Consider the following 18,417-nt stretch of genomic DNA (forward strand, 5'->3'; position numbering starts at 1 on the left):
GATGGAAGGTTTAAATCTGTTTTACGATGACGACCATTGTACGTTTCGAATTGTAAATATAATAAAGAGTTGAGGGGTCACATATGAAGAAGTCGATAGTATTTATGTTCATAATAAGTATTTTTGGAATTTTAATAGGTTGTCAGAATGAAGATACTTCAGTAGAGCCTAATGACACAGAACAAGAACAAGAGGAAGAAGCAGGAGAGGTAGGAGAAGCAGAAGAGGAACTTGTTATTGTAGGTCAGGAGATTGCTGTAAGCCTTAATACAATGGAGCCGTTAACAGCAAGTTATCTGAGAAGTATAGGGGCAGCAGAAGCACTATTTGAAGTAAATGCCGATGGAGAGGTTGAACCTTCTCTTGCAAAAAGCGTAACACAAATAGATGATACAACTTGGGAAATTGAACTTAGACCTGATGCCCAATTTTGGAGTGGTAAAGTCATAGATGCTCATGCTGTCATTGCTTCTTTGGAACGTTCAAAAGAAGAAGACCTACAGGCATTACCATTTCTAGAAGAGCTAACATTTCATGAAGTGGATGAAACGACGATACGAGTAGAGACGCTTCGAGAACGAGTGCCAGTTCCGCTAAATTTATCTTATTACCAGACAGCTATACAAAATGTAGAAGCAGAACAAGATTCAATTGATACGATGGATCTAACTGGTATGTACAAAGTCGTCGAGTTTATCCCAAAACAAAAGATGGTTTTGGAAATAAACGAGAATTATTGGGGAGAGCAACCAACCATTAAGACGGTTATCCATAGAGAAATAAGTGATGAGCAGACGCGCTTAATGTCTGTATTAGAGGGTTCTAGTCATATAGGTTTGAATATCCCTGTGACGAGTCTCGATCAGTTGGAACAAAATGAAAACGTAGGAATTTCTGCTACTCCGGCAGCAAACACTCAAACGATTTATTTAAACTTAGATCAACCACAATTACAGGATGTGAAGGTAAGACAAGCATTATCTTGGGCCTTAAATCGGGAGGAATTGGTCATACTTGCTGCAGAAGGTCATAGTACACCTGTAACAACATGGTTGGGCTCTAATCCAGTCTTTGAAGAAGCAAAAAATGCTGTTTACGACAAGTTTGATGCAGATCAGGCGGCTCGACTGCTTGATGAGGCTGGATGGGAATTAGAATCAGATGGATTGAGGTACAAGGATGAACAGCCTTTGACTTTAAACTTAAGGACTTGGGGTGGTGACAAAGCCTTAGGAGAAGCCTTACAAAATCAATGGACGCAAGTTGGGATTCAAGTAGAGGTGCAACATGGTGATTATAGTTTAATTCAAACGGCACGTGAATCAGGTGAGTGGGATGCGACAATTGAAGCATGGAGTACGTTTGGCAGTCCTCTTTCCTTATTAGAAGGGCAGTTTTCTCCTGAAGGAAGTGCTAATTATGGTGGTTATGATGATCCAGAAACGAATGACTTACTAACACAATTAAGTGAAGCGAGTGATGATGAAGAAAGCCATGAATTGGCTTTAAAGGTAAATGAGAGAGTGGCTGAACAAGCAGCTGTGATTAGCTTATTTCCACGTCCACAAATTACGGCTGTTCATCATTCTGTTCATGGGTTTGAGGATCACTTTAGGCAGTTTGAACATATTGTCCATGCTGGCTTGTCATTGAAAGATGGAGAATAAAAGTAGGAGATTACATGTATAAGCAAATCGTACGTAAATGTGTGCAAGTAGTCATTACTTTATTTTGTGCGACATTGATTATATTTGCGTTAACCCATCTAGCACCGGGTGACCCTGTAAAACTGTTTTTGGGTCACCCAGGGGAGGTGGCTATGAATGATACAACAGCCTATGATGACAAAGTGCATGAGCTCCGTTCACAGCTCGGACTTGATCAACATATTGCCGTGCAATATGTCGAGTGGGTCAAACGTTTAATCCGCTTTGACTTAGGTACTTCCATCCATACAGGAAGATCGGTAAGCTCAGAAATAGCAGAAAGGTTACCAGCCACGTTACTGCTATCGATCTGTGCTCTGTTTATTCAATTTGTATTGGGGATGCTGCTCGGTACATATTCAGCTATTAAAGCTGGGAAGACATACGATATGATCATTCGAATTATATGTGTGTTTTTAGCATCGACACCTGCTTTTGTCTTAGGGTTAGTGTTGATATTTCTATTTGCTGTCACGTTACAAGTGTACGAAATAAGTAGTGATGCGAGCTTAAGGAGGGTGTGGTTACCATCATTGATTTTGGGGCTGATTGCTGCTCCGCAAATCATTAGGGTGACGAGAGCGAATATGCTGTCTGAACTAGGGCAAATCTATATTCTTTCAGCCATTTCAAAAGGCTTGCCCAAAAGACGAGTAGTCATTCATGCGATGAGGAATGTGATGCTTCCAATGATAACGATCATTGGTCTGTCATTTACGACACTTGTCAGTGGCGCGGTTGTCATTGAAAGTATATTCTCATGGCCGGGGGTTGGGAAGTATGCGCTAGATAGTGTGTTGCTCCATGACTATCCAGTTATTCATGGCTATGCTTTTGTCATGGTTGCGATTGTCATTGGTACGCATCTGTTTGTGGATTTGCTGTATGTCCTGTTTGATCCAAGGATGCGTAAAAGTAGAGAGACAGGGGTTGTCAGCAATGGGTAACATGAAATATCCGTTAAGCCTAATTTTTGGTATCGTATTACTCTCTATTCTCGTACTTCTGATCATAGGAGCACCGTTATTTACTGTCCATGATCCATTGGAACAACAAGTTTTAGAACGTTTAGTAAAACCGAGCCTTGAACATCCATTGGGGACGGATCGCTTCGGGAGAGACATTCTGTCAAGAACGTTATATGGTGGGAGAACGACGATTTTATTATCTCTACTTGCTCTTGGTTCCGCCGTCGTCATTGGTCTATTTGTGGGCTTGTTGGCGGGAATGTTTCATCGTACGCTGATCGACACTTTGTTAATGCGTGTGATTGATGTGCTATTAGCTTTTCCTTTCATGGTGCTTGCCATTGTTATTGCAGCTCTTTTTGGTACAAGTTTTATTCATCTTCTTGTGGCGGTTGTTTGTGTTTGGTGGGTTTCCTTTGCTCGTTTAACAAGAAGTGTCGTTTTAAAAGCAAAAAGTGATACATCGTTTGCTGCTGCAACGGTTCTAGGAGCAAAAAGTCATGTAATTATGGTACAAGAGTTGCTACCAAAGGCGTTGAGCCCTGTTCTTATTTTGGCCACTTTTGAGCTCAGCAGTCTGATTCTTTCCATTTCCGCCCTCTCTTTTTTAGGGTTAGGTTCTCAACCACCATCTCCTGAATGGGGGAGTATGCTAGCAGATGGCCGAGATCACTTTTTCCAAGCTCCACATATTTTGTTAGGCCCTGCTCTCTTTATTATCTTGACTGTTCTTGCTTTTAATTTAATTGGTGAAGGACTAAGAGATTGGCTTGATCCTTATGAAATAACTAAATTTTAGGAGGGGAGATAGTGACAAAAAGCACCAAAACGATTTTACAGGTGAATCAATTACACGTCAGATATCAGCAAAAACGTCAATCATTCTATGTTCTTCAAAACCTTACTTTTGACATAAAAGAGGGTGAAATTGTGACGTTGCTAGGCGAAAGTGGTTCTGGTAAATCGACGCTTGCAAAAGCTTTAACTGGGTTGCTTCCTCCTTCTGCTTATATCGATAACGGTACGTTGCAAATCGGTTCTTCGTTAAATATAGATCTTCGTCGTTCAGACATGGGATGGAACAACATTAGAGGTAAGGAAATCGGGATGATCTTTCAAGATGCACAGCAAGCCCTTAACCCTGTGTTAACTATTAGAGAACACTTTCGAGAATTGCTCCTCTATCATCAATTGGCGTCACCTGATGAAGTGATCACTGTCAGTACAAATTTACTAAACAAGCTTAATTTCACTCATGTACCAGACATTTTAAATTCGTATCCTCATGAGCTTAGTGGAGGAATGTGTCAGAGGATTTGTATTGCCCTCACTCTATGTCTCAAGCCAAAGGTTATGATCGCCGATGAACCGACATCGGCACTCGATACCGTGAATCAAAAGGAAGTCCTTCATTTACTTAAAAAAATGCAAGAAGAGTGGGGATTATCCGTTTTATTCATTACACACGATATTGCGGTGGCGAATGCCATCAGCCATCAAGTCATCGTTCTAAATAAAGGGGTGATTGTAGAAAAAGGTGATAGTAAGATGGTGTTGAATCATCCTCAATCACTTTATACGCGCCAATTACTCTCAGCTCGTTCTTTAATAGCTAATCATCATGGGAAATTCGAACGTTTGAAAAAGAGAGATCCTATTTTGGAAATCAAAGAAGTAGACAAGTCGTTTGATCAAAAGACACCTGTTTTAAGCAATGTAAACCTTATCTTACATCGCCATGAAATTTTAGGTATTTTAGGTCAAAGTGGTTGTGGGAAATCAACGTTAGCTAAATGTATTACAGGTTTAGAAAAAACGAATCAGGGTCAAATTTTATACAATGGAGCAGACATTTGTCGACTGAAAGGGAAGGCAAAACGTGAAGTGTGTAAACATATTCAACTTGTTTTTCAAGATGCTAGAGCAAGCCTTAATCCACGTCGAACAGCTTTACAGTTAGTACAGGAACCTCTTCGGTACTTTCATATTGGGAAAAGAAAAGAACGAGAGGATCTTGCAACATTTTACCTTAACCAAGTAGGTATTAGTGATGAAACACAAAATAGAAGACCCCCACAGCTCAGTACTGGTCAGTGCCAACGAGTCGCAATAGCACGAGCTCTCATACTCAAGCCAGACATTCTCATATGTGATGAGGCTGTATCCGCATTGGATATGACCGTTCAATCTCAAATATTATCCCTATTACAGCGTTTGCATAGCCAGTTTGGATTCTCCATTTTAATGATCTCACACGACATTCAAGTACTACGGTATTTTTGTCATACTATTGCTGTGTTGCAAGATGGCCAATTTTCCAAAGTAAGTCCGGCAAATAGTTTAGCAGTTGAAAGTGAGCAATCGTCTACGCAACGATTGCTAAGCAGTGCATACGATTTGGAAGAAAGTTTAAAATGATAGGGGAGGAAAGTGAAATGTTTCCTACTATTTTGGATACAATCGGTAACACGCCAATTATTACAATCGCTAATCTTAATCAACCGGATGAGGGACAAGTGCTGTTTAAATATGAGCGGTTTAATCCTGGAGGAAGTATTAAAGATCGATCTGCTATTTTTATGATTGAAGAAGCGGAAAAAAGGGGTTTATTAAAGCCAGGTGGGACCGTCATTGAATCATCTAGTGGAAACTTTGGAATTTCTCTAGCCATGATTGGTGCAGCGAAAGGTTATCGTGTAATCGCCATAGTCGACCCTAAAACAACAAGTTCGAACTTAGCCCTTTTGAAAAGTTTTGGAGCAGAAGTCATTGTTGTTAACGAAAAAGATGATTGTGGTAGTTATCATAAAACGAGAATTCTCCTTGCGAACAAACTCGCCAAGGAGATTAAAGATTCTTATCGTCCAGATCAATGTTTCAATCTTTTAAATCGTGAGGCTCATTATCAAAACACGGCACGTGAAATGATTGAACAGTGTGGAGGGAAGTTGACGACTTTTATTACAGCCGTTAGTACGGGAGGCCAGTTAGGTGGAATCTCAAAGTATCTCAAATCATTTTTACCTGAAGTACAAATTATCGGAGTCGATGCTATGGGGTCCATTATTTTTGGAGGGGAGCCTCATTCATATCGGATTCCTGGTGTAGGCCTTGGCTGGACACCTCATAATCTAAATTTGCAACATATAGATTGTGCCTATAAAATCCCCGATGAACAGGCTTTCCTCACCGCTCGAGCCTTTGCACGTTATGAGGGTATCCTAATGGGGCCTTCAAGTGGGGCATGTGCACTTGTTGCACTGAAAGTTGCTCAAAATCTTTCAGCGGAGGGCAGGGTTGTTTGTATGATTTCGGATGGTGGAGATCGATATATTCAAACGTTATTTAATGATGAATGGATGAAAGAGCAAGGGTTTTCCTTACAGGTTGATATTGGAACGATTCGTTTAATGGCAAAGCAGCTGCAACCGCTTAAGGTTTCAGTGCCTGATAATGACAATATGGGTTTAGATTTAATGAAATATTTAAACGTTCCAACGACCACGTTGCAGATGAATGAAGAGCTTGGTCAATAAAGTCATTGTTATAATCGAATACGAATAACAACGCACAGGTATTGACTTCTCTGTGCGTTGTATGCTTGGAATATAAATCTGTCTTTATAGCCTCGGCAGTGATGGAGGAAATCCAACAAACGAACAAGCTAATTGAATAAGAATTAAAGGGAATGCTTTTAGCAATTGAGAAGAAGTCCATAGCTCTTATGTGTGATACGCTAAAGAAAATATAAGAAGGGAGAAGATGATATGAAAAAAACGCAAAATCATCTTCAATTACCAAATGTCGTATCACGAGACGAATGGCTTGTGGCTCGTAAGGAATTACTGGACAAAGAGAAGGAATTTACTAGAGCACGAGATGCGTTGAATGCCGAGCGCCGTAGAATGTCAATGGTTGAGCTTACTAAGGACTATGTCTTAGAAGGTCCGAACGGTAAGGTCGGTCTACTTGATTTGTTTGAAGGACGTCCTCAACTTATCGTGCATCACTTCATGTTTGATCCTGATTGGGAAGCAGGTTGTCCGGCTTGCTCATTAGCTGCGGATAACATCGGCCATCTTGCCCACCTGCATGCACGAAACACGTCACTGGCACTCATATCACGTGCTCCATTTCCAAAGCTTCAACGTTACAAGGAACGGATGGGTTGGAACATTCCTTGGTACTCGTCCTTCGAAAGTGACTTTAACTATGACTTTCATGTTACGCTGGACGAATCCGTTGCTCCGATCGAATATAACTATTTGACCAAGGACGAGCTTATTCAGAAGGGTGTTCCCATTGATTCTGGACAGTCAATGGAAGTGCCTGGTGTGAGTGCTTTTCTTCGTGATGGCCAAAAGGTTTATCACACATATACGACATACGCCCGTGGAACGGACCTAATAATTGGCACCTTCAACTACCTAGATTTAACAGCTCTTGGAAGACAGGAGGACTGGGAACAGCCACCTGGACGAAGTGACGGCAATGGCAAGACATGGCTTCGTCGTCATGATGAATATGAACACTCTATAGGCTCGAATTTCTGTTGCGATTCAGGAAAGGATAGCTTGTAATCAAGGTTGTTAAACAATTCCATTTAATACTAGCAAATAGATGTTCCGATCATTAGGGGCTCTAATACGTGCAAAAAATAGGACATAGTAAGAAATTATTTGATGGAATCAAAATCCAACACAAAATAAACTATCTTGGATTAAGCGAGGTTACAAGCCGTTGAATAGGCTAACGGATTGTAACACCGCCCACTGCTCGGGTCATGCAAAGGAGGAACATTTAATGCAAAACAATGAACATTCCATGGAACAGTTGTTTCAACCAATACAGATTCGTAACTTATCTCTTCGTAATCGTACTGTTATGGCACCAATGACAAGGGGGTTTTCTCCTGAAGGAGTACCTAATTCCGAAGTTGCTGCCTATTATCGGCGTCGTGCTGAAAACCAAGTAGGTTTAATTATAACGGAAGGGACAGCGATTAATCACCCTTCTGCGGTATCTGGAGCAAGTATACCGACCATCCATGGAAAAGCAGCATTAAACGGCTGGTCACAAGTCGTTAAAGAGGTTCATGAAGCCGGAGGGAAAATCATCGCACAACTTTGGCATGTTGGAATGGCACGAAAAATCGGAGACTTGCCTAATTCTGAAGCATTACCCATTGGTCCATCAGGTCTTAGTTTGGATGGTGAAAAGGTCACTGATCCTATGACAACAGAGGAAATTGATGATGTAATTGAGGCTTATGCTAATGCAGCAGCAGATGCGAAGCGTATCGGCTTTGATGGCATTGAAATTCATGGAGCTCATGGCTATTTGATTGATCAATTTTTTTGGAAGAAAACGAATAAAAGAACCGATCGTTATGGTGGAGATATCGTTGGACGTACTCGCTTTGCCGTTGAAATCGTTGAGGCATGTCGACAGGCGGTAGGAGTGGATTTTTCGATTGTGTTTCGTTTTTCACAATGGAAGATGAATAATTATAAAGCAAAACTTGCGGAAACTTCTGATCAGCTTGAAAGCTTTTTGATTCCTTTGGCAGAAGCAGGCGTAGATGTCTTTCATTGCTCAACACGTCATTTTTGGGAACCAGAATTTGAAGGGTCTGCCCTCAATTTAGCTGGCTGGACGAAGAGAATAACAGGTAAACCTACCATCACTGTCGGATCAGTCGGTCTTGATGGAGCATTCGTCAGCAATAATGGTATGGAAAATGCTAATACTTCCAATTTAGACAGATTGATTGAAAGGTTTGAAAATGAAGAGTTTGATCTAATAGCTATAGGTCGATCGCTTTTAATTGATCCTGCATGGGTAGTAAAAATACGTGAAAATCAAAAGGAGAAGCTAATTCCTTTTAATAAAGAGGCACTCGGAACATTATATTAATTCGAGGGTACAGCAAGATTCGGGATTTCAGAGGTCGCTATGGAAAACAAAGCATTGCACACCGTTTCCCCCTTTAGATAGGATTATCTAAAGGGGCGTTCCGTGTTTCTATTCAGAGAATCATTGTATTTAGTTTACGAATGATCGTTTCCTATTCTAATTTATCATGGTTCAACTGCTGCATATGTGTAATATATTCTCCGCTATAAGAGCCGCCTCCACCGTTACGAAACGTATAATCAAGGTTTATCGCTTCTCGGATACCATTGTAAGCCTGCCATTCGAATTGATAGTAATGGCTAGTAGGCAAGAACTCTGAATCAGACGGGTTTAGATCGAATGAACGGATGATTCCCTCCCACTTTTCTGGTAGTTCAACAAATCCGAAGCTTTCATTCTCTACCTCTATCGTATGTTTCACTTGTATTCTTGGCATATATACCTCTAATGGGTTCTCACTATTGGCATTGGCTACCGTGTAGCTTCGCTCAGATGTCAAATAGAAGTCCCATTCATGAATCTCATCACGAGGGTGGACATTCCAATAAATATAGGAGTTTCCGTTATTGGTCACGATTTGAGGATCAGAGGCAGTACTCGTCCCTACACTTTGCCATTTTCCGAATCTCCATACCCAAATACTTGAACTATACGAATTCTCCGTTGATAAAAATGGGACAAAGTAGGTTTTTTCATCTAGCTGGACAATGTCTAGAATTTCTTCGTCTAGTGTTCCATGCGTTATCTCTTCTAGGAGCTCTTCTTCTGTATAAAAGTCGTTTGGGATCATGAATCGATAAAAAGCATAAGTGCTTACCGTGATAAGTCCAAAGGTGATAAATAGAAGGACGATCGTCTTTTTACTCATTCTTCATTCCCCCTTTCTTCTAGGAAGGAAGCCGTGTCAGAGCGAAAGTAGTATTGGTGATCTTTTGTGGTAATAAGTAAACCTTTTCCATCCGATTCCACATAAATTCGAACTTCTTTTCCTGCTTTTGCCCTCACACCTGTTAGCAGATACGGAAACTTTTCTTGTACGTTCTCTGGATTGATGTATTCTTCGGATGGCCACTTTTGCTTTCTAATCTCTTCATACCACTGTACGGCGTCCAAATGTTCACGCGCAAAGGAAACTAAGGAGTCTTCAAGCTGTGTAACGTTCATGTCCACTTCTTTACCTGATGAATGTATAGCTAACAATTCAGCTTCCGACATATCAGCAAAATATGTTTTCACGTCATCTTTTGGATAAAGCAAACCTGTTAATAAGATAGCGAGTATAGCCGTTCCCAAAAAGATATAATTCCCCAAAAAGCCGATCCACGCATATTTTCGATAAGCTTCCCAGCGCTTTTTTCCTTGTAGCACACCATATAAAATCCATACCCCAAGAGGAAGAATCGCTATAGAATATACCTCGGAGAATAAAGTGAGATTAATAGAAAAAGAAAAAAGCCCAATTAATACAGCTACTATTATTTTCCACAGCTTTGGTCGTTCCTCAGTATTCTGTGCATTGTAGGTACTTCTTATTAGAATGGCAATGAACACCCACGCAAGAAGGGTACTTGCTATCCCAATCATATTCATCTCAAAGTTCCAATTAATCACTAATTATGACACCTCAATTGTTATATGAAATCTTACTAACATTCTACATCATTATATCAGTTATGTTTATTTACATATTTAAAATTTAACCGAAAATGAATAGGTTTTCAAAATTGTGTAAAGGCTCTATTACGGTCACACTTTTCTGGAGACGGAGATGACAGTACAAAATTAATTACTTATTGATCTTAAGGGGGTTCGTCAGTAAGTGTTGATAATCGAGAGTGGTAGACTTATACTTTTAATTGAACAAAGGTCAATTAAATTGGAGCGGTTGAATAAGCGGAATTGTTTTACAGTTTAGTTGAGGGAGATTTTGGAATCTTTAATAAAACGTTGGATACATTTATAAAAGTGAATATGGAAATTGAAATTAAACTGAAGAGGATTTTGTTAAGCTATATTGAATTTGGTATCAAACACCCAAACCATTATTAAATTATGTTCCTGTTACAAGATGATGACTGATAAAGCGAACTTCGATAAGAACCAAACTTGACATATGGCACTGTGTCGAAGTAAAGTGACCCCGATGATTATTTGGTCATTGTTCTTGTCTTTACACGGTTTTGTTGTACATTACTGTGGACAACCTGAACAAACATATGATGATGTGAAAGGAATAGCAGATTCACATGTCAGGTTTTTGGTGAAGGGGCTGTAGTAAATTTAATTGACCGATGTTCAATAAAAGGGAGGATATCAAATGAAAAGTGCGATGATTTTACGAATTGAGGGGATTATGGCTCTAGTGTTGAGTGTTTATTTTTACTTTATCATTCTACAATTTAGTTGGATTGTGTTTGTCATCTTCTTATTAGCACCTGATTTATCAATGATTGGTTATTTGAAAAATAACAAGGTTGGATCGGTGTGGTACAACCTATTCCATACCTATAGTATACCCATGTTAATCATAATCTGTAGTGTGCTGATGGATAGTCATATTTTATTAATGATAAGTTTGATTTGGGTTGCTCATATTGGAATGGATAGAATGTTTGGTTATGGATTGAAGTATCCGACAAAGTTTCAAGATACTCATTTGGATCGTCTCTGAGCTTGTAGGTTAAATAGACTCCCTTGTTATCTAAGTATCATAAAGGGAGTCTCCCGCCAGTCTTTTGAAAGAGGACTGGGAAATTTCGATTTTTACTTTTTGGTGCCCTTTGAGGAATGAGTGAAACCGTTGCCTGTTTTGAAAAGATTGATATAAGTGGATTTTTCGTAGCAATCGATTTTTCCAAAAACAGAACAAAGCATCACGTTTCAAGTCTAAAAAGAACAAGGTTCAATCGTACTTATAAAACAAGCTCTGAAATTCCCCAATGATATAGGAATCTCAGAGTTTGATATGTCTATTCTGTTTTAGTCCGGGTGTTACGTCAAAATGTAATATAAGATTATTCTACGCCATATCTAGAAATTTACTTGCTTCACTATTAAACTTCCACATTATTCCAAATTTATCGACTAACATTCCAAAACTTGCTGACCATGGCGTAGAAGATATCGGCATGATCACAGTACCACCTTCTGAAAGCCCTTCAAAACATTGTTTATTCATTTCGGGATCAGCATCAATAATACTGATTAGGACGGTATTCCCATTTGTAATTTCACCTGTCGTAGCTTGCATAAAAGACGGAACATCAGAGATCATTAAAATATTCCCTGAAAACTCAATACGAGATTCCATAATCATGTTTTGTTCCTCTTCTGTTAATGGGGCATTTGGATCTTGGCCAAAATCACCAAATCTCACCATTTTCACACTAGTTGCTGATAATGCCTTTTCATAAAAGGCCAACGCTTCTTCTGCTCTTCCATCAAATTGTAGATAAGTTATTACTTTCATATTTTATTCCTCCTTTTCATATTTGAAGTATAATAGGGCATAGGCGACATACGTATGTCGTATATTGGAGGGAAATATGAAAAAAATTGAGCGACTTATCTCGATAGTGATGATTTTGTTACAAAAAGAAGTAGTTTCGGCAACAGAATTCAGCCGACTTTTTCATGTGACGAAGCGAACGATTCAACGTGATATAGAAACATTAAGTTATGCAAACATCCCTATTTATGCGGAATATGGTGCTGAAGGGGGATATGCGCTAATGGAAGAGTATAAATTCGATAAACGATTACTAAATCACAACGATATTGAAAATATACTTATAGCTTTAGGTGGCTTTGAGGGATTGATTACCAATCAAGAGATTCAAACGACTATTCAAAAAATCAAGGGAATGACCAGCGCAGATATTTCTCCAATACTTGATTTAACTTTCTATGATTGGCCGGGAAGAAGCCAAATCAGCGAAGAAATTTTATTTATCAGGCAAGCAATTGAGAACAATTGGTTATTAAAATTTGAATATGTGGATCAAATAGGAAACAAAACGTATAGACTCGTAGAACCCTATAAGGTACATTTTAGGGAGATGCATTGGTATCTTTTTGGTTATAGTTTAGAACGGAAAGACTATCGAACATTTAAGTTGACGAGGATATTAAATATCCAAAAAGACGGTTTTTTTGTTCCAAGGACTAATCAGGAATTTCAACATGAAAAACAATACAATGAACAAAAAAAGTTGGTTAATGTACATCTATCGATAGATGTTGCTGTAAGGGATCAATTTATCGAAAGATACGGGAAAAATGCCGTTATAAAAGAAACTGCTAGAAGTTACCTTGCCACAATTGAATTGCCTGAGAATCAATATGCCTATCAATTTCTAGCCGGATTTGGTAATAAAGTTAAGATTATAAAGCCAAAAGGTTTTGTTGCGAAATATGTAAACTTTTTGGAGGGAGCAGTGAAACTTTACAAATAAAGTGTTCATAGGTGGTCCTAGGAAGATGTGGAAAAGTGCAAAGTCTGTCCTTTTAAAGAAGGGTGTTACAAAGAAGGAGCCAAATCCAAAACCTACTCGGTATCGATTAAATCCAGTGAACACTTGGAAATCCAATTCCTCGGGTCTATTTGGAATGGAAATTCAAGGAGCAACTACGATATTTGTGGTCAACCTCAAACGAATTCGAATTTTGGAGATGGTCTTCCTGTTCATGTCTTGAAAGCCTTGTATGAGTTAAAATTGACAATCACACTTTTTCAGCTATCATGTTCATTTTCGATTACTTAATGAATAACCATATATTTGATTATTACTTTTAACTAAATATCCACTTGGTTGAAAATCAATGGTTAGTTTATCTTCTAGGAACATTAAAGTGGATCGTTCTGTATAAATAGGAATCCAATTCGTTGATATGTTTACATAGCTAGAGGGTATAGTCTTAGTCAACTGTAAGTGAATAGTACCATCAAGTGGGCTGCCACATCCGCCAACTTCATAGATGATACATATATAATTCGAGTACGATTTTTCTAATAAGTTATGAATGGCTTCTTCTGTAAAGTGAATGTTCATTTTTTCATCCTCTTTCATTTTGGATTATATGGAGAGTACTCTAAAAAATCCCACTGATACTTTAGAGCATGCTTTTTCTCTATTACACCTGTTATGACGTACTCTATTAACCTTTTTGCTCCAGGATATTTTAGTTTTTCATCCTCCGTTAGATTCCAGATGATTTTTGAGCTTCCAGTTAGTTGTAACGTATGCCCTTCCTGAAAATTTGTAAATAATAACCCGGTTTTGGCATTCTCAATCATATTACCTAGTGTGTTAAACATCATATTACCAACGTAATCAGGATAGATTAGTGTCGTTTCATCTATGACTCGAATAAAGCCTGCTTGGCCGCCTCTGTGAGAAACATCTGTTTTTCCTAACGAATTTGAACTTGAGATAAAAAATGTATCCGACCGCTCTATCCATGATCTTTGGTATTTATTTAAATTCATACTGTGTAAGGTTTCCAATTTTTTTGTTTCATTTATATTATTTAATTTTATATGTCTTGATTGAATGTATTTAGGGCAGTTACCATATACCTGCTCTGTTTTAACTTCTATCGTTTCTTCATCAAGAATAGTCGCAACACCATTGATTCTAATACGAATCCTTGTTGAAAATTCAATGACAATCATTCCAACATTTAGATTAGACTTTAGGTTTGTTAACAATACATCATTGCTTTTTTCCATCATATGAATCTTTATCGTTCTATTATTAATCACTCGAATGAACCCACGGTCACCACAAATGAGTGAACTCCATAATCCTCCCTTTGCATCAGTAGAGCCAATGATAATGACGGACTGTGATTCGATAAAAAATTGATAAGACTCGTCAATAAATGGCTGAATCATTTGTCCGACTAAATTCGCTTTATTGATGACGCCAATCTTAGATTGAACTTTACGTTCTCCTGAATGAAATATTTCCATATTGTGTAACACTCCATTCCTACCGTTAATGAAATTTGTTTCCATATATCACGTCAGCACTTGTATATTTAACCGTTAAATTATATGTTTAGTGGTTAACAATATATAACACTTAGTATTAACCTGTCAATAATGATATAATGGGTTAATGTGAATTTTATTAACTTGCAAGGGGGACAAACGTGAGTCATGACAACCAATTCCCGCTTATAACAGGGGAAATTTCTCTAGATTTAGTTAATACGGAAATGATTCGATACGGAAAGAAACATGATTTGCTTGCTTCTGGAGAGGATCTTATTGCGTGGGTGGTTGCTTTACAAAAGCAACAAGCACTACATGATAGACAGTTCTCGGGAGAAGTGTATGAATGGGCTGATGAAGCATTACCTCTTTTAAAGAAACTCCGTGTACATCTTCGACAAGGTTATGAACAATTGGCTGATGATACATCGCTTCCTCGTGAGTGGATGAATCATCTTGAGCTTTTAATCGATAAAGCCCCTTTTACTTATCGTTTAGTCAATGGAGCATTGCTAGCTGTGCCGAGTGGGAAGTCGACTGATGCCCTTATAGCATTGGTAGCTTTAAATGCAATGAATCTTTTTGTCACTAATGAACTAAGTCATATTCATCGATGTGCGAATAAGGATTGTACTCTATTATTTATCGACAAGAGTGGAAGACGTAAATGGTGTTCAATGAAAATTTGCGGAAATCGGAAAAAAGTAACGCGTCATTTACGTCGTAAAGAACAGGAGCAACAGAAGTAGCTGTGGACTTCCGGCTTATTTTAATAAAATAAGAAAAGAAGGAAAGTAATTAGATGATAGATAAACAAAACAAACCGTATTACAAAAGGACTTGGTTTCGAGTGGGCCTAAGCTTGACTCTTATCGCTTCCTTATCGTTAAGAGTCTATTTCGAAACGAATACCATTAAGGTAAATAAAGTGCAGTTACAAAGTAATAAGCTCCCTGAAGAATTTCAGCTCAATGTTGTACAGCTGACAGACTTGCATAATAAAGTATTTCCAGATCAAAATCAGAAGCTATTGGAAGCGATTGAACAAGCTGAGGCAGATTTCATCGTAATTACGGGCGATTGGATTGACCGAAAGACCGTAGACACGAGTCATGCCTTAACACTCGTCGATCAAATTAAAGCTATCCATGATCATGTCTATTATGTAACAGGAAACCATGAATGGGAGAACGCTTTGTTCAGTCGTTTCATGGATGACTTGGCAAAGCGCGGCGTGATCATCCTGCACAATCAACATGTCACACTGTCCTTTCGAGGAGTTGATATTCAGTTAGTAGGAATTGATGATGCCTCGACAAATCATGAAAATCTAGTAACGGCATTCGAGAGCATTGATGAAAATCTTTATACGATTTTACTTTCTCATAGCCCAGTCGTAACAAAAAGATACCCAAACGTTTCAGCTGACTTGGTCCTTAGTGGTCATACTCATGGGGGACAGGTTCGCTTCCCATTAATAGGAGCGTTAATTGCACCTGATGATGGGTTGCTTCCTACACTAGACAAAGGGACATTCCCATTAGGTAATGATAGGTATTTATATATTGATATTGGTCTAGGTACTACGGGCGCTCCACTGCGACTGCTTAATCAGAGTCAAATTAGCTTAATTGAGATTTATCCATTTCACGATTAAATGGGAAGAATTGAATTATTAGATCAATACTCTATAAACCCCTTCAATTAAGCAATTGAAGAAATCTTCAGTAGACATAAGTGATACTTGTAATCAAGGTTGTTAAACAATACTAATTAAAGGAGAAGCTAATTCCTGTTAATTATGATGCCCCTTCAAATAGTACTGAAAGGGCATATCTTTGGTTTTAAAATCAATTTGTCAACGGGAAATTTAAGCCCGCTTGCATGTATTGAGTACTATCTCCTCAACCTCTTGCAAATACTGTTCCCTTGCTTCTGTACTTACGTGGTGTACGGCGGGAAAAATTTTATGCTCCAACACTTCCAAGTCGCAGTACTGTAATATACCGTTACCAATAGTTATGTTCATTGCTGATATCATATCTCTGGCAACTAATGCCTCTAACGGATCAGAGGCCGTTTGAAATACAAGTGCCTTCCTTCCCCCTAGTAAGCCCTCTGGACCGTTCTCAGTGTAACGAAACGCGAAGCCTGTTGAAAAAACCCGGTCAACATACCCTTTTAAGAGAGCAGGCATGGAATACCACCACGTTGGATACACAAAATATAAGTGATCAGCCCATGAAATGTAGTTATGCTCCTCTTGAATGTCAGCAGGATATTCCCCTTGAAAAAACAACTGAAGATCTTCTTGTGACAAGACAGAATTAAACATCATGTCATATAGATTTCGCACTTTAATATCATGCCCTTTGCCTTTCAAGGTTTTTTCTATCTTATTTTTGATTGCACCATTAAAACTATCTTTGCTTGGATGAGCATAAATAATTAAGTTCTTCATCAAATTCCTCCTCGTAGTACACACCATGAGTTGAATGAATATAGTAGCCGGCCGGCTGTTCATTCAATGTACACTGTGCTATAATGTAACTGTATGGTTACATTAAATGATTATATGTAACCTTATAGTTACATGTCAAGTCATTTTAAAAAAGTGCCATTCTAGTGTAATGGGAGTGACATTGAATGTTGACTAAACAGCACATTTTAAAAGGTAATATCAGTCCTTTCTCCGAGCAGGAATTAGCAGACATTGCGAAACGACTTTACTCGTTTGATAAAAGAAGCAGGAAGGGGCTTGGACGATCAAATTATTGCAGATGTTAGAGAAGGTGTCAGGTGAAAAGGCAGCAAATCTTAAGGCGACGATGAACTGGGAGAATAAAGAAATCCTTAAAAGACAGGTACGTAATCTGAAAGAACTCGGCTTCACAATCAGTCTCGGAATAGGTTGCAATTTATCGCCGAGAGAAAAAGCCTTTCTGAAGCATGAAAACGCTAGAGATAAAGGATAATGAAATATGAAATATGAACATATTGAAAATTTGATTTTTAAAGCTCTCGCTGATCCGAACAGGCGTCTACTGCTTGATATTCTTTTTGATACGGACGGCCTTACATTAAACAGTTTATGTACGCATCTTGATATGTCCCGTATTGGAGTCATGAAGCACCTAAAAATTTTGGAAGAAGCAGGAGTTATTACAACGAGAAAAGTTGGTAGAGAAAAGCTGCACTACTTAAACCCAGTACCGATCCATCAAATTCATAACAGATGGGTCAGTAAATTTGCTGAACCGTGGGTGTCTGGTTTAGCTTCATTCAAAAATTCACTGGAGCGTGATTTTACTGTGGGAGAAAAGCCTAAGCATGTTTATCAAATATTGATTAAAACAAATCGAGAACAACTGTGGAACGCACTGACTGATCCGAAGATGACGAGCCAGTTTTGGTATAACTGCTACATTTATTCGGACTGGAAAGAAGGCTCAACGTATACATTGACGAATGAGACAGGAGATGTCCAGGCTCAGGGCTACGTGCTGGAATGTGTGCCGTTAAATCGGTTGGTCGTCACATGGGAGTGGTTTGTCTTTGAGGAGACAAGTCAGGAAAAAGCTTCCCGAATTACTTGGGAAATTGAAGAACATCCGAATTTAACCGACGTGTGCGTGTTGTCTGTGGTTCATGATCAGTTTGGTGGGGCTCCAAATACGTACCGCATCATAGAAAGCGGATGGCCAACTGTGCTCTCAGGCCTTAAAACACTGTTGGAGACCGGGGAGCCTCTAGGGCGTTAATATCTCTTCGGGCATGTTAATAGAAGTGTTGTAAGCGAGAAACTAAGCTTTTTACAGTATGGCTGACT

The 18,417-nt window shown here is 38.8% G+C and carries 18 protein-coding genes and 1 pseudogene; 13 read left to right on the plus strand and 6 right to left on the minus strand.

The annotated features are described in order from the left end of the window. Positions 1-83: 83 nt before the first annotated feature. The 7 genes from ACERJO_RS00110 to ACERJO_RS00140 all read left to right on the plus strand — a co-directional run bounded on the left by ACERJO_RS00110 (position 84) and on the right by ACERJO_RS00140 (position 8,590). Positions 84-1,667, plus strand: a complete 1,584-nt coding sequence (locus ACERJO_RS00110; RefSeq protein WP_373646197.1) for an ABC transporter substrate-binding protein — start codon at positions 84-86, stop codon at positions 1,665-1,667. Positions 1,668-1,681: 14 nt separating this feature from the next. Next, on the plus strand, positions 1,682-2,653 hold the full coding sequence (locus ACERJO_RS00115) for an ABC transporter permease (protein WP_373646198.1): 972 nt from the start codon (positions 1,682-1,684) through the stop codon (positions 2,651-2,653). Then, positions 2,646-3,473: an ABC transporter permease gene (locus tag ACERJO_RS00120; protein ID WP_247107354.1), complete on the plus strand. Its 828-nt coding sequence runs from the start codon at positions 2,646-2,648 to the stop codon at positions 3,471-3,473. The genes ACERJO_RS00115 and ACERJO_RS00120 overlap by 8 nt, the downstream gene beginning before the upstream one ends. Positions 3,474-3,484: 11 nt before the next feature. After that, complete coding sequence (locus ACERJO_RS00125) at positions 3,485-5,092, plus strand: ABC transporter ATP-binding protein (protein WP_373646199.1); 1,608 nt, start codon at positions 3,485-3,487, stop codon at positions 5,090-5,092. Positions 5,093-5,109: 17 nt separating this feature from the next. Beyond that, entirely contained in the window at positions 5,110-6,210 is a 1,101-nt protein-coding gene (locus ACERJO_RS00130) for a cysteine synthase family protein (RefSeq protein ID WP_373646200.1), read from the plus strand. 231 nt (positions 6,211-6,441) lie between these two features. Then, positions 6,442-7,254 (plus strand): DUF899 domain-containing protein, encoded by an 813-nt coding sequence (locus ACERJO_RS00135; protein ID WP_373646201.1) that lies wholly within the window; start codon positions 6,442-6,444, stop codon positions 7,252-7,254. Positions 7,255-7,477: 223 nt separating this feature from the next. Beyond that, complete coding sequence (locus ACERJO_RS00140) at positions 7,478-8,590, plus strand: NADH:flavin oxidoreductase (protein ID WP_373646202.1); 1,113 nt, start codon at positions 7,478-7,480, stop codon at positions 8,588-8,590. 151 nt (positions 8,591-8,741) lie between these two features. Here the strand turns inward: ACERJO_RS00140 and ACERJO_RS00145 are convergent, their stop codons facing one another. Both ACERJO_RS00145 and ACERJO_RS00150 read right to left on the minus strand, forming a co-directional pair. Beyond that, a complete protein-coding gene (locus ACERJO_RS00145) occupies positions 8,742-9,458 on the minus strand; it encodes a hypothetical protein (RefSeq protein WP_247107359.1) in 717 nt (238 codons plus the stop codon). Beyond that, complete coding sequence (locus ACERJO_RS00150; RefSeq protein WP_373646203.1) at positions 9,455-10,201, minus strand: hypothetical protein; 747 nt, start codon at positions 10,199-10,201, stop codon at positions 9,455-9,457. The genes ACERJO_RS00145 and ACERJO_RS00150 overlap by 4 nt, the downstream gene beginning before the upstream one ends. Positions 10,202-10,907: 706 nt before the next feature. Here ACERJO_RS00150 and ACERJO_RS00155 point away from each other — a divergent pair. Beyond that, positions 10,908-11,261 carry a DUF4260 domain-containing protein gene (locus tag ACERJO_RS00155; RefSeq protein WP_373646204.1) on the plus strand — a complete coding sequence of 118 codons (354 nt, stop codon included), beginning with the start codon at positions 10,908-10,910 and terminating at the stop codon, positions 11,259-11,261. Positions 11,262-11,609: 348 nt separating this feature from the next. On the opposite strand, the gene ACERJO_RS00160 is transcribed toward ACERJO_RS00155, so the two are convergent. Then, positions 11,610-12,059 (minus strand): VOC family protein, encoded by a 450-nt coding sequence (locus ACERJO_RS00160; RefSeq protein ID WP_373646205.1) that lies wholly within the window; start codon positions 12,057-12,059, stop codon positions 11,610-11,612. Positions 12,060-12,135: 76 nt separating this feature from the next. Between ACERJO_RS00160 and ACERJO_RS00165 the strand changes: the two genes are divergently transcribed. After that, a complete protein-coding gene (locus ACERJO_RS00165; RefSeq protein ID WP_373646206.1) occupies positions 12,136-13,044 on the plus strand; it encodes a helix-turn-helix transcriptional regulator in 909 nt (302 codons plus the stop codon). 24 nt (positions 13,045-13,068) lie between these two features. Then, positions 13,069-13,285: pseudogene (locus ACERJO_RS00170) on the plus strand (hypothetical protein); the annotation flags it as partial. A gap of 50 nt (positions 13,286-13,335) precedes the next feature. On the opposite strand, the gene ACERJO_RS00175 reads toward ACERJO_RS00170, so the two are convergent. Continuing rightward, positions 13,336-13,641 carry an iron-sulfur cluster biosynthesis family protein gene (locus tag ACERJO_RS00175; protein WP_373646207.1) on the minus strand — a complete coding sequence of 102 codons (306 nt, stop codon included), beginning with the start codon at positions 13,639-13,641 and terminating at the stop codon, positions 13,336-13,338. Positions 13,642-13,655: 14 nt separating this feature from the next. Next, positions 13,656-14,564: a pyridoxamine 5'-phosphate oxidase family protein gene (locus tag ACERJO_RS00180; RefSeq protein WP_373646208.1), complete on the minus strand. Its 909-nt coding sequence runs from the start codon at positions 14,562-14,564 to the stop codon at positions 13,656-13,658. A 182-nt stretch (positions 14,565-14,746) separates the two neighbouring features. Here ACERJO_RS00180 and ACERJO_RS00185 point away from each other — a divergent pair, with 182 nt between their 5' ends. After that, a complete protein-coding gene (locus ACERJO_RS00185) occupies positions 14,747-15,337 on the plus strand; it encodes a CGNR zinc finger domain-containing protein (RefSeq protein WP_247107366.1) in 591 nt (196 codons plus the stop codon). Positions 15,338-15,390: 53 nt separating this feature from the next. Further along, positions 15,391-16,245, plus strand: a complete 855-nt coding sequence (locus tag ACERJO_RS00190) for a metallophosphoesterase (protein ID WP_373646209.1) — start codon at positions 15,391-15,393, stop codon at positions 16,243-16,245. A gap of 213 nt (positions 16,246-16,458) precedes the next feature. On the opposite strand, the gene ACERJO_RS00195 is transcribed toward ACERJO_RS00190, so the two are convergent. After that, entirely contained in the window at positions 16,459-17,049 is a 591-nt protein-coding gene (locus tag ACERJO_RS00195; RefSeq protein WP_247107368.1) for an NAD(P)H-dependent oxidoreductase, read from the minus strand. A gap of 520 nt (positions 17,050-17,569) precedes the next feature. On the opposite strand from ACERJO_RS00195, the gene ACERJO_RS00200 reads away from it, so the two are divergent. Then, positions 17,570-18,349: an ArsR/SmtB family transcription factor gene (locus ACERJO_RS00200; protein WP_247107370.1), complete on the plus strand. Its 780-nt coding sequence runs from the start codon at positions 17,570-17,572 to the stop codon at positions 18,347-18,349. Positions 18,350-18,417: the final 68 nt, after the last annotated feature.

Origin of the sequence: Halalkalibacter sp. AB-rgal2, assembly GCF_041821005.1 — a bacterium.
Classification (GTDB): Bacteria; Bacillota; Bacilli; order Bacillales; family Bacillaceae_D; genus Halalkalibacter.

What these genes read in the sequence shown, in the direction of transcription:
- ACERJO_RS00110 (WP_373646197.1), top strand. Translation starts at nt 84, where the DNA reads ATGAAGAAGTCGATAGTATTTATGTTCATAATAAGTATTTTTGGAATT.
- ACERJO_RS00115 (WP_373646198.1), top strand. Translation starts at nt 1,682, where the DNA reads ATGTATAAGCAAATCGTACGTAAATGTGTGCAAGTAGTCATTACTTTA.
- ACERJO_RS00120 (WP_247107354.1), top strand. Translation starts at nt 2,646, where the DNA reads ATGGGTAACATGAAATATCCGTTAAGCCTAATTTTTGGTATCGTATTA.
- ACERJO_RS00130 (WP_373646200.1), top strand. Translation starts at nt 5,110, where the DNA reads ATGTTTCCTACTATTTTGGATACAATCGGTAACACGCCAATTATTACA.
- ACERJO_RS00135 (WP_373646201.1), top strand. Translation starts at nt 6,442, where the DNA reads ATGAAAAAAACGCAAAATCATCTTCAATTACCAAATGTCGTATCACGA.
- ACERJO_RS00140 (WP_373646202.1), top strand. Translation starts at nt 7,478, where the DNA reads ATGCAAAACAATGAACATTCCATGGAACAGTTGTTTCAACCAATACAG.
- ACERJO_RS00145 (WP_247107359.1), bottom strand. Translation starts at nt 9,458, where the DNA reads ATGAGTAAAAAGACGATCGTCCTTCTATTTATCACCTTTGGACTTATC.
- ACERJO_RS00155 (WP_373646204.1), top strand. Translation starts at nt 10,908, where the DNA reads ATGAAAAGTGCGATGATTTTACGAATTGAGGGGATTATGGCTCTAGTG.
- ACERJO_RS00160 (WP_373646205.1), bottom strand. Translation starts at nt 12,059, where the DNA reads ATGAAAGTAATAACTTATCTACAATTTGATGGAAGAGCAGAAGAAGCG.
- ACERJO_RS00165 (WP_373646206.1), top strand. Translation starts at nt 12,136, where the DNA reads ATGAAAAAAATTGAGCGACTTATCTCGATAGTGATGATTTTGTTACAA.
- ACERJO_RS00175 (WP_373646207.1), bottom strand. Translation starts at nt 13,641, where the DNA reads ATGAACATTCACTTTACAGAAGAAGCCATTCATAACTTATTAGAAAAA.
- ACERJO_RS00180 (WP_373646208.1), bottom strand. Translation starts at nt 14,564, where the DNA reads ATGGAAATATTTCATTCAGGAGAACGTAAAGTTCAATCTAAGATTGGC.
- ACERJO_RS00190 (WP_373646209.1), top strand. Translation starts at nt 15,391, where the DNA reads ATGATAGATAAACAAAACAAACCGTATTACAAAAGGACTTGGTTTCGA.
- ACERJO_RS00195 (WP_247107368.1), bottom strand. Translation starts at nt 17,049, where the DNA reads ATGAAGAACTTAATTATTTATGCTCATCCAAGCAAAGATAGTTTTAAT.
- ACERJO_RS00200 (WP_247107370.1), top strand. Translation starts at nt 17,570, where the DNA reads ATGAAATATGAACATATTGAAAATTTGATTTTTAAAGCTCTCGCTGAT.